This window comes from Streptomyces sp. NPDC051662 (genome assembly GCF_040681655.1).
Taxonomy (GTDB): domain Bacteria; phylum Actinomycetota; class Actinomycetes; order Streptomycetales; family Streptomycetaceae; genus Streptomyces.
In genome coordinates, this window is sequence record NZ_JBFAZD010000055.1 from 1 (window position 1) to 13,631 (window position 13,631).

Below are 13,631 nucleotides of genomic sequence, written 5' to 3' on the forward strand. Positions count from 1 at the left end.
TGGGGCCCGCCACCGACTCGTACGACCAGATCAAGGCACTGGTCGAAGCCGGAATGGACGTCGCCAGACTCAACCTCAGCCACGGCACCTACGCCAGTGCTGTGTCCGTGCGGTGTGTGACGTCTCGGGTGTCGGGTCAGAGCAGGCGGCGGGCCGCCCGCCGCAGGTCGTACTCGTGGATGATCGCCTTCGCGTGTCCGTACGCGAGGTTGTGCTCGCCCCTCAGCCAGCTGACCTTCTCCTCGAAGCGGATGAGGGCCGGACCTTCCTCGACCGTGCGAAGCCAGTCGGAGATCTCTCTGCCGGTGCAATGAGGGATGCGGGAGAGCATGTTGCGATGGGTCTCTTCGGAGAAGACAAGGGACATCGGCGCCTCCGGACGCTTTGCGCGTACTTGGTCCTTCACGCCACCGTGCCTGAGCGTTCGCCTGTTGGCAACAGTGCCGGAGGGGCCCATGCCCGTTCGAGTAAGGTCGCGGCGTGCTTGATACGACGCCGCTGACGGCCGCAGTGGACCGATTCGCCGACCGGCTGCGGGCCGCCCCGCAGAGCCGGCTCCAGCGCGGAGCCGCCGCCGAGGCGCTGGCGCTGGCCAGGGAACTCTCCGTACGGGCCCAGCGGCTCGACGCCCCCGGGGAGGAGCCCCGGATCATGCCGGACTCCGGCGTCTTCGTGGTCGCGGACCAGCTCACGGTCGCGGCCGGGGATCTGGCGGAGGCACTGCGAACGGCCCCGTCCGTGGTGGAGCTGGACGAGGCCGTGAGATCGGTGGAGCGGGCGGCGGCGCGTGCCGCGCTCTGAGGCTTCGAGGCGCTGAGGCGGGCCCTGACGGGCCTGGCGGCGCCCGGAGCGCCTGGACCGCCGACGGGCCCTGGAGACCCTCAGAGGGACGCGATGACGCGGTCCGCGAGGATGTAGACGTGCTCGCCGCCGCAGGAGAAGGTCAGGGCGTACGCGCCGGAGACTCCGGAACCTCCCAGCAGGAACGGGGCCTCGCCCTCCCGCAGCGCCCCGGCGAGCCGCTCGGCGGTCTCGCGGTGGCCCGGGGTCATGCAGAGCGTCGTACCGTCGGCGAAGACATAGACATCGAGGGTGCCCAGCGGGCCGGGACGTACGTCCGCCAGCGCCGTACCGGTCTCGGCGAGTTCGTCGAGCCGTGACACCGTGCGCTCGTGGTCGGTGACGACGGGGGTCTGCACCGGTACGAAGTCGGGGTGCGAGGGGTGCCGGCGACGGGCGGCGGCCAGCTCGGCGGAGTCCTCGGCGTACTCACCGGCCTCACCCACCCCGCTGACCTCGCTGACCTCGGTGAGCTCCGGGTAGTCGGCGAAGTCCTCAAGCGCGTCGGCGGCGTCGAGGTCCAGCGCCTCCAGCCCGGTGAAGTCCACCTGGCGGGGCACGTAGTACGGGCTCTCCTCGGTACCGAAGCCGGGCAGCCCGCCCAGCAGCGACGGGGTGTCGGCGGCGTCCCGGGCCTCCTGCGCGGCCCAGAAGGCGCGCGCCTCGGCGAGCTCGCGCTCGCGCTCCTCGGCGAGAGCCTCGGCGACGGCGGTCCGTATGTCGTCGGTGTGGGTGGCGCTTCTGGCCTGGGGTACGGCGACGGTGCGGTCGCCCGGGGTCGACGCGGCCAGTTCGCCGCGCAGCGCGCTGACCTGCTTGCGCAGCCCGTGGGCGGCGTGCAGGGCGGCGACGCCCACGGCCGTGGCGGTGGCTGTGGTCAGCAGCAGGGCAAAAGACATGGCGCTCACTGACTACTCCCGATTCCGATCGATACCCCCGACTTCCTACCTCAGCTTGTCGTGGGCGAGCGCCGCCCGTCAGTGCATTACGTCACGAATTGGACAGGTCTTTGGGCCTTATGTTTACCCCGGATAAGGCTCTGACCTGGGAAAAGGAATCTCCCCCGGGCGCAGGTCACATCCTGGGGGAGATTCAGTCACAACTGGGGATCGACGGGGTTGAGGTGCGCTTATCCGACTCGCGCGACTACTCTCCGCTAAGAATCGGCCCGCTCCCGCTCAGCTCAGACGCTCGATGACCATGGCCATGCCCTGGCCGCCGCCTACGCACATCGTCTCCAGACCGAACTGCTTGTCGTGGAACTGGAGGCTGTTGATCAGCGTGCCGGTGATCCGCGCGCCGGTCATGCCGAAGGGGTGGCCGACGGCGATGGCGCCGCCGTTCACGTTCAGCTTCTCCAGCGGGATGCCCAGGTCCCGGTAGGACGGGATGACCTGGGCGGCGAACGCCTCGTTGATCTCGACCAGATCGATGTCGTCGATGCTCAGCCCGGCGCGCGAGAGCGCCTGGCGGGACGCCTCGACCGGGCCGTATCCCATGATCTCGGGCGACAGGCCGGTGACGCCGGTGGAGACGATCCGGGCCAGCGGGGTCAGACCCAGCTCGCGCGCCTTCGTGTCGGACATGATCACGAGCGCCGCCGCGCCGTCGTTGAGCGGGCAGCAGTTGCCGGCCGTCACCAGGCCGTCGGGGCGGAAGACGGGCTTGAGGCCCTGGACGCCCTCCATCGTGACGCCCGCGCGCGGGCCGTCGTCCTTCGCCACGACCGTGCCGTCCGGGGTCGTCACGGGCGTGATCTCGCGCTCCCAGAAGCCGTTCTTGATGGCTTCCTCGGCGAGGTTCTGGGACCGTACGCCGAACTCGTCCATGTCCTGGCGGGTGATGCCCTTGAGGCGGGCCAGGTTCTCGGCGGTCTGGCCCATCGCGATATAGGCGTCAGGGACCAGACCGTCCTCGCGCGGGTCGTGCCACCCGGCGCCCGTGCTCTGCGCGACCTCGGCGGTGCGGGCCTCGGCGTCCGCGAAGAGCGGGTTGTGGGTGCCCGGCAGGCCGTCCGATGAGCCGTTCACCGAGCGCGAGACCATCTCGACCCCGGCCGAGATGAAGACATCGCCCTCGCCCGCCTTGATGGCGTGCAGCGCCATCCGGGAGGTCTGGAGGGACGAGGAGCAGTAGCGGGTGATGGTGCAGCCGGGGAGATGGTCCATGCCCAGCTGTACGGCGACGATCCGGCCGAGGTTGTGGCCCTGCTCGCCACCGGGCAGGCCGCAGCCGAGCATCAGGTCGTCGATGTCGCGCGGGTCGAGCTCCGGGACCTTGGCGAGCGCGGCCTCGATGATCGTGGCGGTCAGGTCGTCAGGCCGCAGTTCCTTGAGCGAGCCCTTGAAGGCCCGGCCGATGGGGGAACGGGCGGCAGAGACGATCACGGCTTCGGGCATCACGGCTCCATGAGGCTGGGAGTGGGCAGGTGGGAGATGACGGGGGCGGGAACGGGCGGGAGAGGGCGGCTGGGAGAGGGCGGCTGGGAAAGGGCAGGTCTGTCTGGGAAGTTACCCGCACGTAGCGCCGGAGGCACCGGGCGGGACATGTGATGCGGACCTCTTTTCTAAGCGCTTGCTCATGCGCTTATGCCTCCCGGCCCACCTGCCGGGACTCCTCGGTGTCCGGGGGTACGTCCGGAGGGGTCGCCTCCGGCGGGACCGTCTCCGCCGGTGTCGCTTCCGCCGCTGTCGGCAGGCGACGGCGACGGCGGTGCTTCAGCAGGGCCCACGGGGCACGGGCGCCGGTGACCTCGGTACCCGCCTGGGACGCCGCGGCCGAGGCCGCCTTCGCCACCGGCAGCATGTCCTCGTCACGGGTCGCGTCGAGACGGTCGGACTCCGGCCACAGATTGAGGACCGCGCACAGCGTGGGCAGGACCGCCATCGCGGCCGTCGCGTACCCCTCGGCCGACGGGTGGTAGTTGTCCGGGCCGAACAGCTCCCGCGGATTCGCCGCGAACTCCGGGCCCAGCAGATCCCCCAGCGAGACCGTACGGGCGCCCTGCTCAACCGCCACGATCGTCTGGGCGGCGGCCAGCTGGCGGCTCACCCGGCGCGCCAGCCAGCGCAGCGGCTGGTACACCGGCTCGATCGTGCCGAGATCCGGGCAGGTGCCGACGACCACCTCCGCCCCGGCCGTACGCAGCCGCCGTACCGCCGCCGCCAGACACCGCACGGACTGGGTCGCGGGCAGCCGGTGGGTGACATCATTGGCGCCGATCATGATCACGCAGACGTCCGGGATCCGGGCCGTGTCCGACAGCAGCAGGGTCACCTGCCGGTCCAGATCGTCCGACCTGGCCCCGGGCAGCGCCACATTCCACAGATCCACCGGGCGCTCGGCGACCGCCGCGAGCCCCGAGGCGAGCAGCGCCCCCGGGGTCTGCCCCGCCCGCCGTACGCCCTGTCCCGCGGCCGTGGAGTCGCCGAGCATGCCCATGCGCAGCGGCTCCGTCTGCCCGTAGGCCAGTCCGTACCAGCCGTCGCCGCTGGGCGGTACGGGGGCGACCCCGCCGCCGACCGACCGCTTCGCCAACTGGACCTCCGCCAGCAGCAGTCCCACTCCCGCCGCTCCCAGCAGGCCGATACTGCCGCCTCCGTAGGCCGCACCCGCGGCGATCCGCCGCGCCACCCTCGCCCTCGACACAGTCCGAGCCACCTCCTCCAAGCCGCCGTACGCACGAGTATGTGTGCGTACACCAGCTAACTGCCCCGTAAGGACTGTCACCCAATCTCACGCGTGTGCGCATACGCTGGCCGCACCATCACGGAGACCCCGGAGACTACGGTGCAATTCCACGACTCGATGATCAGTCTGGTTGGCAATACCCCGCTGCTGAAGCTGACCAGCGTGACCGAAGGCATTCAGGCGACAGTCCTGGCCAAGGTCGAATACTTCAACCCCGGCGGTTCGGTGAAGGACCGGATCGCCCTGCGCATGATCGAGGCCGCCGAGGAGAGCGGGGAGCTCAAGCCCGGCGGCACGATCGTCGAACCGACGAGCGGCAACACCGGCGTCGGTCTCGCCATCGTGGCCCAGCGCAAGGGCTACAAGTGCATCTTCGTCTGCCCCGACAAGGTCTCCACGGACAAGATCAATGTGCTCCGGGCCTACGGCGCCGAGGTCGTCGTCTGCCCGACGGCCGTCGATCCCGAACACCCCGACTCCTACTACAACGTCTCCGACCGGCTGGTCCGTGAGACGCCGGGGGCCTGGAAGCCGGACCAGTACAGCAACCCGAACAACCCGCGCTCGCACTACGAGACGACCGGTCCCGAGCTGTGGAAGCAGACGGACGGGAAGATCACCCATTTCGTCGCGGGCGTCGGCACGGGCGGCACCATCAGCGGGACCGGCCGCTTCCTCAAGGAGGCGAGCGACGGGCGCGTACGGATCGTGGGCGCGGACCCGGAGGGGTCGGTCTACTCGGGCGGTTCCGGCCGGCCCTATCTGGTCGAGGGCGTCGGCGAGGACTTCTGGCCGACGGCGTACGACCGTACGGTCACGGACGAGATCGTCGCCGTGTCCGACAAGGACTCCTTCCAGATGACCCGGCGCCTCGCCAAGGAGGAGGGCCTGCTCGTCGGCGGCTCCTGCGGCATGGCGGTCGTGGCCGCGCTCAAGGTCGCCGAGGGGCTCGGCCCGGACGATGTCGTGGTTGTCCTGCTGCCGGACAGCGGCCGTGGCTATCTCAGCAAGATCTTCAACGACGAGTGGATGAACGACTACGGCTTCCTGGAGCAGGGCGGCGACGCGGCGAGCGTCGGTGACGTCCTGCGGCACAAGGAGGGCGCCATTCCCACGCTCGTCCATATGCACCCGGAGGAGACGGTCGGCGAGGCCATCGAGGTCCTGCGGGAGTACGGCGTCTCGCAGATGCCGATCGTGAAGCCGGGCGCCGGCCACCCGGACGTGATGGCCGCGGAGGTCATCGGCTCGGTGGTGGAGCGGGAGCTGCTGGACGCGCTGTTCACCCGGCGCGCCTCGCTCGGTGACCCGCTGGAGAAGCACATGTCCTCCCCGCTGCCGCAGGTGGGCTCCGGCGAGCCGGTGGCCGATCTGATGGCGGCGCTGAGCGGCTCGAACGGCTCCGACGCCGCGATCGTGCTGGTGGAGGGCAAGCCGACAGGGGTCGTGAGCAGGCAGGATCTGCTGGCGTATCTCTCGAAGGACGTGAAGCAGGAACGTGAAGTACGGACGTGAGGCAACGCCCGGGACCGTCAGACGGGGCGGTGCGGGCACGCGACGGCGCGGGTTCGCGAAAGTGGTACGAGCGCGACACGTCAGCGCAGCACCGGCTTAACACGCGTCCGGCACATTGGCTGTTGTCGGCGTCAAGGACTTCCGGAGCGGCTCCCGGACCTCCATGGACGCCCGGACACGAGCTCCGGCCCTGACCCGGAACGTGTCCCTCGCGGGGACCGTCGTCGTCCCGCCCCCCGGTAACGGGGGTGCGGCGGTCCCCGCGACATACTTCTTTCGCGTGACCCTTCCCGGCCGTGACCCTTCCCGGCGGGACCGCCCCCCGGCCATCCCTCCAGGCGGGGCCGCCCCGGTCATCCCTCCAGGCGGAGGCCTCGGCCCTCGGTCATTCCTCCCAGTCGGAGGCTTCGCGCCGCTTCCGGTCCGGCCGGGGCCAGCCGCGGGCGGCATGCACCGCGTTCACCGCGACGATGCCCAGCCAGCAGACGACCAGCCCTTCGAAGCCGGCGTTCACCGAGGCTATCGCCGTCAGCGGGATGGCGAGGACCAACGAGACGACACCGAATCCGAAGCGCTCGCCGAACCCCGCCCCGGCGGCGGCCGGGCGCTGGCCACCGCCGCGGGCGGCCACCATCTGCTGCTCGGCGAGCCGCCGCCGGACATGGCGGTCGGTCATCCCGTCCATGCGCTGCTCCACCTTTTCGAGGAACGATTCGATCAGCGCGGGCTCGTAGTCCGCCCCCAGCTCGTTACGGGCCTGAAGGGTGGCGTCGAGCTCCTTCTTGAGCTCAGGGTCACGGGCTTCCATGACGGCCACGGTACGGCGCGGGACGTCCTCCACGCATGGGGGCTAGCCCCCGTTTTTCCCTGAGGAGTTCCGCAGGCGGTCGCCGGGCCGTCCTCAGGCTGTCGCCAGGCCGTGGTCCGCCGCCCAGGCGTTCGCGACGTCCTCCGGGTCCTTCTTGTCCTTGTCCACCTGGCGGTTGAGTTCCGTCAGGGCCTCGGTCGTCAGGGCGTTGCCCAGCCGCGCCAGCGCCTTGCGCACGGTGGAGTCGGCCTTGCGGTCGGCGATCAGCGGGACGATGTGCTGGCCGGGGACGAGGTTCTTGGGGTCGGTCAGGACCACCCAGCCCTCCGCGGCGATGTCCGTGTCCGTGGTGAAGAGATTGGCGACGTCCACGTCGCCCTTCTTCAGCGCGCCCTTGACCAGTGGTCCCGAGGAGTCCAGCGACTTGAACTCCTTGAACTCGACGCCGTACACGTCCTTGAGCCCGACGACGCCCACGACCCGCTTCTTCACCTCGGGCGCCGCGCCGATCACCAGCTTGCCGTTCTGCTTCGTCAGGTCCGCCAGCGTCCTGAGGCCGTACCTGTCGGCGGTCTCGCGCGTGACGGCGAAGGCGTCGGAGTCCTCGGCCTGTCCGTACGGGAGGATCTGGAGGCCCGTGGGGAGGACGGCAGCGAGGGCGTTCTGCATCTCGCCCTCCTCCGTGGCGGTCGCCTTGGGGTCGAGGTAGTGCAGCAGCGCGCCCTGGTACTCGGGGAGCAGATCGATGTCGCCGCCCTTAAGCGCGGGGATGAGGATCTCGCGGGTGCCGAGGTTGGGGCGGACCTTCGTCTTCACCCCGGCGGCGCCGAGCACGGCGGCGTAGAGGTAGCCGAGGATTTGGTTCTCGGTGAAGTTGGCGGTGCCGATGGTGACACCGCCGGCGCTGGAGCCACCGCCGCTCCCGCCGCCGTTGCCCTGGCCGTCGAGGGAGGTGATGCCGCTGCTGCACGCGGCGAGCGCGGGGACGGAGGCCGCGGCGAACAGTCCGCCGAGGACCTTCCGCCGGTTCATGGTGGCCTTCGCGGGCGCGATCGCTGACGGGTCCGTGTGCCGGTTCGTGTGCGGGTTCACGGGTGGGTTCGAGGTCACTGGAGTGGTCTCCCTAAGCGGCGGTGCGGTGGCGGAAGAGGACGCGCTGCAGCCCGGACAGCGCCAGATCGAGGGCCACGGCGACAACCGCGACCAGCACGGCTCCGCCCAGGACCTGGACCAGGTCACGCTGGGCCAGGCCGTCGAAGACGTACCGGCCGAGCCCGCCGAAACTGACGTACGCGGCGATGGTCGCCGTCGCCACCACCTGGATCAGCGCGAGCCGCAGCCCGGTCATGATCAGCGGCAGCGCGAGCGGGATCTCGACCTGGAGCAGCACCTGGTGGCCGCGCATGCCCTGGCCCTTGGCCGCGTCCTTCACCTCCGGGTCCACGGCGGTCATCCCGGCGTACGTATTGGTCACGATGGACGGAATGGCGAGGGCCACCAGCGCCACGTACACCGGGGTCATGGACAGCCCGCTGGCCAGGAAGACCAGCACGACGAGCCCGACCGTGGGCAGCGCGCGGCCGAACGAGGCGAGGTTGATGGCGAGGAACGCGCCCCGGCCGGTGTGCCCGATGAGCAGCCCGAGGGGCAGCGCGATCAGCGCGGCGATGACCGTCGCGATCAGCGAGTACTGGAGGTGCTCGGTGAGGCGGTGCCCGATGCCGTCAGGTCCCGTCCACTGCTCGCTCGACACCAGCCAGGAGCCGAGGTCCTTGAAGAGTTCGTACATATCGGGTCAGGCCTTCCCGCTCTTCGGCCGCCGCCGCGGTTGCCGCTGCCTCGTCCAGGGGGTGAGTACGTACTGCACGGCCACCAGCAGGGCGTCCGCGACCAGCGCGAGCAGCAGGGTCAGCACGACGCCGACGACCACCGGGGTGGGGAAGTTGCGCTGGAAGCCGTCGGTGAAGAGCTGGCCGAGGCCGCCGTCGCCGATATAGGTCGCGACGCTGACCAGCGAGATCGACATGACGGTGGCGATCCGTACGCCCGCCATGATCACGGGGAGCGCGAGGGGCAGCTCGACGGTGAGGAGCGTACGCAGCGGGCGCGTGCCCATGGCTACGGCGGCCTCGCGCGCCTTGGCCGGGACGGAGTCCAGTCCCTCGACGGTGTTCCGCAGCAGGACGACCAGCGTGTAGATGGTCAGGCCGATGACGGTGGTGGTCCTGGTCAGCCCGGAGACGGGCAGCAGCAGGACGAACACCGCGATGGACGGGATCGTGAACAGGACGTTGGAGAGCCCGAGGAGGAAGCCGCGCAGCGGCCGGACGCGATGGGCGAGCACGGCCAGCGGGAGCGAGATCAGCAGCCCGAGGAGCACGGCGGTCAGGGCGGCCTGGAGGTGGGAGAGGGTGAGGGTGGTGAGATCGCCCGCGTGGTCGGATATCCACGCCCACTCGATGGTCATACGGTCCCGCCCGGGGTCTCCGACGGGGCCGTGGTCTCCGACGGGTCGGCGGTCTCCGACGGTTTCGGGGTCTTTGACGGGGCCGCGGTCTTCGTCAGGGCCGTGGACTCGGCGAGGCTTACGGCCGCCCGCGCCGCCTCCTGGTGCCTGCGGCCCGCGTGCTCGTGGATCGCCTCGCGCGAGGTGACCCCGGTCAGCACGCCGTCGGCGTCGACCCGGGCTATCAGACCGGACGGGGAGGCGATCGACTCGTTCAGCGCCGCGAGCAGGGAGTCGGTGTCGCGCAGCGGCCGTACGGGCGTGAGCGGGGCGCCGGAGGAGGGGACGCCGGAGGAGGGGACGCCGGGGGAGGCGGCGTCGGTGCCGTACGCATCGAGCCAGCCCAGCGGCTCGTTCCTCGCCGAGACGACCAGACGGGGTCCCGAACCGGCCGGGGGCGCCGGCGCGTCCTCCCGTACCGTCGTGGCCCGCTGGAGCGGGACCTCGGCGAGCGTCGTCAGCGAGAGCAGCTTCAGCTCGCGCTCCGCGCCGAGGAAGTCCGCGACGAAGTCGTCGGCCGGCCGGGCCAGCAGCTCGGCGGGACTGGCGCACTGCACCAGATGGCCGCCGGTCCGGAAGACGGCGATCCGGTCACCGAGCCGTACCGCCTCGTCGATGTCGTGGGTGACGAACGCGATGGTCTTGTTCAGCTCGCGCTGGAGACGGATCAGCTCGTCCTGGAGCTGGGTCCGTACGACCGGGTCGACCGCGCCGAACGGCTCGTCCATCAGCAGCACCGGCGGATCGGCCGCCAGCGCCCTGGCCACCCCCACACGCTGCTGCTGGCCGCCGGAGAGCTGGTGCGGGTAGCGCTTGCCCGCCTCGGCGGTCAGCCCGACCGTCTCCAGCAGCTCCGCGGCCCGTGCGCGGGCCTTCCTACGCCCCCAGCCCAGCAGCAGCGGCACGGTCGCGATGTTGTCGAGGACCGTACGGTGTGGGAAGAGGCCCGACTGCTGGATCACATAGCCGATACCGCGCCGCAGCTCGGCGGCGTCCTGTTCGAGCACGTCCCGGCCACCGAGCCGGATGGTCCCTGACGTCGGGTCGATCATCCGGTTGATCATGCGGAGGGTGGTGGTCTTGCCGCAGCCCGAGGAGCCGACCAGCACGGTGATCCCGCCCTCCGGCATCTCCAGTGTGAGGTCGTGAACCGCCGTGGTGCCGTTGGGGAAGCGTTTGTTCACCGCGTCGAATTTGATCATCAGTCGTCCCTTGCCCCGCGTCCCTTGCCCGGCTGCATATAGTCATGCAGAGTTCTTGTTGACTGAATAGATTGTCAATGCCCCCGGGTAAATCACTCGTTACGGATGGCCGCAGGGCAAGACATAGCGTCCGATAAGGAGGCGTTCGCGCATGATGTCGTCCCACATGATGGACTCGTCGGCCTCACGCACCACCCCGAGCACGGCCATCGTCGTACTGGACGGACAGAGCCTCCCGGTGACCGATGTCGTACGCCTGGCCGACGGCGCCGCTCGTCCGGTACCCGGAACCGACGCGATGAAGCGTGTCGAACAGAGCTGGCATGTCGCGCGCGAGCTGGCCGCCTCCGGCCGGGTGTACGGGCGCTCCACCGGCGTCGGCGCCAACCGTACCGAGGCCGTGCCCACCGAGGCCGCCGCTGACCACGGACTGCGGCTGCTGCGCAGCCACGCCGGCGCCATCGGCGACCCCCTGCCCGCCCGCGAGGTCCGCGCCATGCTCGCCATACGGGCCAACCAGCTCCTGGCGGGCGGTGCCGGACTTCGGCCGACCGTCGTCACCGCCCTCTGCGAGGCGCTGGAGTCCGGCGCGTACCCCGTGGTCAACGAGTTCGGCTCGGTCGGTACGGGCGATATCGCGGCCCTCGCCCAGATGGGGCTGGCCCTCGCCGGTGAACACCCCTGGCAGGGCGGCCGGGCGCCCGAGGCGCAGCCCCTCGACAACAACGACGCCCTCGCCCTGATCAGCAGCAACGCCCTCACCCTCGGGCAGTCCGCGCTCGCCCTCCACGAACTGCGCCGGCTGTCCGCCGCCACCGAACTGGTCGCCGCGCTCTCCCTGCTGGCCGTCGACGGCTCGTACGAGGCGTACGCGGAGCCCGTGCACGCCGCGCGCCCCCACCCCGGCTCGTACGCCGTCGCCGCGAACATGCGGGCGATCCTCGGCGCCCCCGAACGGCCGGGACCGCCGCTCGGCCGGATCCAGGACCCGTACGGCTTCCGCTGTGTCCCGCAGATACACGGCCCGGCGCGCGACGCCGCCGACGCGCTGGAGAACGCACTCGCCGTCGAGATCAACGCCGCCGCCGAGAACCCGCTGATCCGCCCCGGCACGGAGGCGGACCCGATCCCCGCCGCGTACCACCACGGCGGCTTCTATCTGGCCCAGGTCGCGCTGGCGCTCGACCACTTCAGGCTCTCGCTGGTGCAGACGGCGCGGCTCTCCACCTCCCGGCTCTCCGCGCTCAACGAGCCCGCCTTCACCCGGCTGCGGCCCTTCCTCGCCGACGCGGAGCCCGCGAGCTCCGGGGTGATGATCCTGGAGTACGCGGCCGGGGCGGCCCTCGGCGATCTGCGGGCGTTCTCCGCGCCGGCCTCGCTCGGGCACGCGGTACTGTCCCGTGGCGTGGAGGAGCAGGCGAGCTTCGCCTCGCTCGCCGCGCGCCAGACCCTGCGCCTGGGGAGCGCCTACCGGCTGGTCGTCGGCTGTGAACTGGTCGCCGCCGTCAGGGCCTTGCGCCAGCGCGGACTGCGGCCGGATCCGGGGCTTCCGGTCGGCAGGGCCTTCGAACTGGCCGAGACCGTACTCCAGGACGAGGCTGCCGACCGGCCGTTGACCGATGATGTGACAGCCGCTGCCGCGCTGCTCGACCGGTTCACGGATCTGGTGCCGGATCGGGTGCCTGATCGAGTGTCGGACCGGGTGTCGGATCCGGCGAAGGGCGTGGCCATGGCGGCTCCGGTCGGCGGGACCACGACGGGACGGACCGCGACGGGCGGACCACGACGGCCGGACCGTGGCCAAGCTGATCATGACTGACCTGACCAACCTGACCAACCTGACCGACCTGACTGACCTGACCGAACAGACCGAACAGACCGAACAGACAAGGGGGATCGCATGAGCGACAGCCCTGCCGCCCGACTCCAGCAGCTCTTCGAGGGCCACCGGCTGACCCCCACTCAGCGGCGCATCGCGCACAGCATGGTGCGGCGGCCCGCGGACGCGCCCTTCCTGTCGAGCGTCGAGCTGGCGGAGCTCGCGGGAGTCAGCCAGCCGTCCGTCACCCGCTTCGCGGTCGCGCTCGGCTTCGACGGCTATCCGGCACTGCGCAGACATCTGCGGGATGTCGCGCCCGTCGGCCCGGAGGAGGGTGAGTCGACGTACAACGAGTACCAGCAGGCCGTACGCGGCGAGATCGAGAACCTGCGCCAGCTGGCCGAACTACTCGCCGATCCGGCCCCGGTCGAACAGGCCGGCCGGTTGCTCGCCGCCTCCCGTCCGCTCCCGGTCCTCGGCCTGCGCGCCGCCTCCTCGCAGGCGCGCGGCTTCGCCTACTTCGCGGCCAAGGTCCATCCGGACGTACGGCTGCTCGACGAGGGCGGCACGATGCTCGCCGACCGGATCGACGCGGCCGGGACGGCGGGCGCGAGCGCACTGCTCTGCTTCGCGCTGCCGCGCCACCCGAAGGAGGTCGTGGACGCGCTGGCGTACGCCCGGTCGAACGGGCTGACGGTGGTAACGGTCGCCGACTCGGCGTTCGCGCCGGTCGCCAAACACAGCGACCTGCTGATTCCGGCGGCGGTCGGTACGGGGCTCGCCTTCGACACGGCGTGTGCGCCGATGCTGCTGGGGCGGGTACTGCTGGAGGCGATGTGCGACGGACTGCCGGACGCGCAGGCACGGCTGGAGGAGTTCGACGCACGGGCGGCGGCGCGGGGGCTGTTCGTCGAGTAGCGGTGTGTTGTTCGGGTGGACTGGCGGGGTGAACTGGCGGGGTGGGTGCGGTGCGGGTGGGTGCGGGTGGGGGCGCGGGAGTGGAGTGGGGTGGCCCGGCACCGGTTCAGCGGGCTGATGTGGGTGGGTGGTTGGGATTCATGCCCGGCTGGTGGCGGTTCGACTTCAGCTGCGGGTCAGGACCAAGAGGTATCCGGGGTGGGCCGGGGTCGGTCATGGCGGGTGGGGGCCGCCCCTGATCTTTGAGTTTCGCGGTTGCGGGTTGGGTGTCAAGGGCGCTCCTTCGTCGCGTCGGCAAGCCGATGGGCTACGCCCACCCTTGACACCCAACCC

The 13,631-nt window shown here is 70.9% G+C and carries 13 protein-coding genes and 1 pseudogene; 5 read left to right on the forward strand and 9 right to left on the reverse strand.

Annotation, left to right across the window (positions count from 1 at the left end; genetic code table 11):
• Nucleotides 1–95, forward strand: a pseudogene (locus tag AB0M67_RS41205) (pyruvate kinase); the annotation flags it as partial.
• 41 nt (nucleotides 96–136) lie between these two features.
• Here AB0M67_RS41205 and AB0M67_RS41210 read toward each other — a convergent pair.
• Nucleotides 137–367 (reverse strand): DUF4287 domain-containing protein, encoded by a 231-nt coding sequence (locus AB0M67_RS41210; RefSeq protein ID WP_365753322.1) that lies wholly within the window; start codon nucleotides 365–367, stop codon nucleotides 137–139.
• A gap of 113 nt (nucleotides 368–480) precedes the next feature.
• Here AB0M67_RS41210 and AB0M67_RS41215 point away from each other — a divergent pair, with 113 nt between their 5' ends.
• Complete coding sequence (locus AB0M67_RS41215) at nucleotides 481–801, forward strand: hypothetical protein (RefSeq protein WP_365753309.1); 321 nt, start codon at nucleotides 481–483, stop codon at nucleotides 799–801.
• An 80-nt stretch (nucleotides 802–881) separates the two neighbouring features.
• Here the strand turns inward: AB0M67_RS41215 and AB0M67_RS41220 are convergent, their stop codons facing one another.
• From AB0M67_RS41220 to AB0M67_RS41230, 3 genes are all read right to left on the reverse strand, one after another.
• Nucleotides 882–1,739 (reverse strand): hypothetical protein, encoded by an 858-nt coding sequence (locus AB0M67_RS41220; protein ID WP_365753324.1) that lies wholly within the window; start codon nucleotides 1,737–1,739, stop codon nucleotides 882–884.
• Nucleotides 1,740–2,018: 279 nt separating this feature from the next.
• Nucleotides 2,019–3,239 carry an acetyl-CoA C-acetyltransferase gene (locus AB0M67_RS41225; RefSeq protein ID WP_365753311.1) on the reverse strand — a complete coding sequence of 407 codons (1,221 nt, stop codon included), beginning with the start codon at nucleotides 3,237–3,239 and terminating at the stop codon, nucleotides 2,019–2,021.
• Nucleotides 3,240–3,426: 187 nt separating this feature from the next.
• On the reverse strand, nucleotides 3,427–4,473 hold the full coding sequence (locus tag AB0M67_RS41230; protein ID WP_365753326.1) for an SGNH/GDSL hydrolase family protein: 1,047 nt from the start codon (nucleotides 4,471–4,473) through the stop codon (nucleotides 3,427–3,429).
• Nucleotides 4,474–4,629: 156 nt separating this feature from the next.
• Between AB0M67_RS41230 and AB0M67_RS41235 the strand changes: the two genes are divergently transcribed.
• Nucleotides 4,630–6,045, forward strand: coding sequence for a cystathionine beta-synthase (locus AB0M67_RS41235; RefSeq protein WP_365753313.1), 1,416 nt, complete (start codon nucleotides 4,630–4,632; stop codon nucleotides 6,043–6,045).
• Nucleotides 6,046–6,430: 385 nt separating this feature from the next.
• Here AB0M67_RS41235 and AB0M67_RS41240 read toward each other — a convergent pair whose 3' ends face one another.
• The 5 genes from AB0M67_RS41240 to AB0M67_RS41260 form a co-directional block, all read right to left on the reverse strand.
• On the reverse strand, nucleotides 6,431–6,853 hold the full coding sequence (locus AB0M67_RS41240) for a hypothetical protein (RefSeq protein ID WP_365753314.1): 423 nt from the start codon (nucleotides 6,851–6,853) through the stop codon (nucleotides 6,431–6,433).
• Between the two features lie 93 nt (nucleotides 6,854–6,946).
• On the reverse strand, nucleotides 6,947–7,885 hold the full coding sequence (locus tag AB0M67_RS41245) for an ABC transporter substrate-binding protein (protein WP_365753328.1): 939 nt from the start codon (nucleotides 7,883–7,885) through the stop codon (nucleotides 6,947–6,949).
• 91 nt (nucleotides 7,886–7,976) lie between these two features.
• The gene (locus AB0M67_RS41250; protein WP_365753315.1) at nucleotides 7,977–8,642 is read right to left on the reverse strand and encodes an ABC transporter permease; all 666 of its coding nucleotides are present in this window, start codon (nucleotides 8,640–8,642) and stop codon (nucleotides 7,977–7,979) included.
• A gap of 6 nt (nucleotides 8,643–8,648) precedes the next feature.
• Nucleotides 8,649–9,320: an ABC transporter permease gene (locus tag AB0M67_RS41255; RefSeq protein ID WP_365753317.1), complete on the reverse strand. Its 672-nt coding sequence runs from the start codon at nucleotides 9,318–9,320 to the stop codon at nucleotides 8,649–8,651.
• Nucleotides 9,317–10,561: an ATP-binding cassette domain-containing protein gene (locus tag AB0M67_RS41260; RefSeq protein WP_365753318.1), complete on the reverse strand. Its 1,245-nt coding sequence runs from the start codon at nucleotides 10,559–10,561 to the stop codon at nucleotides 9,317–9,319. Before AB0M67_RS41260 ends, AB0M67_RS41255 begins: the two co-directional genes overlap by 4 nt.
• A gap of 154 nt (nucleotides 10,562–10,715) precedes the next feature.
• Here AB0M67_RS41260 and AB0M67_RS41265 point away from each other — a divergent pair, with 154 nt between their 5' ends.
• Both AB0M67_RS41265 and AB0M67_RS41270 read left to right on the forward strand, forming a co-directional pair.
• Nucleotides 10,716–12,380 carry an aromatic amino acid ammonia-lyase gene (locus AB0M67_RS41265; protein ID WP_365753329.1) on the forward strand — a complete coding sequence of 555 codons (1,665 nt, stop codon included), beginning with the start codon at nucleotides 10,716–10,718 and terminating at the stop codon, nucleotides 12,378–12,380.
• Nucleotides 12,381–12,461: 81 nt separating this feature from the next.
• Entirely contained in the window at nucleotides 12,462–13,298 is an 837-nt protein-coding gene (locus tag AB0M67_RS41270) for a MurR/RpiR family transcriptional regulator (protein ID WP_365753320.1), read from the forward strand.
• Nucleotides 13,299–13,631 lie beyond the last annotated feature (333 nt).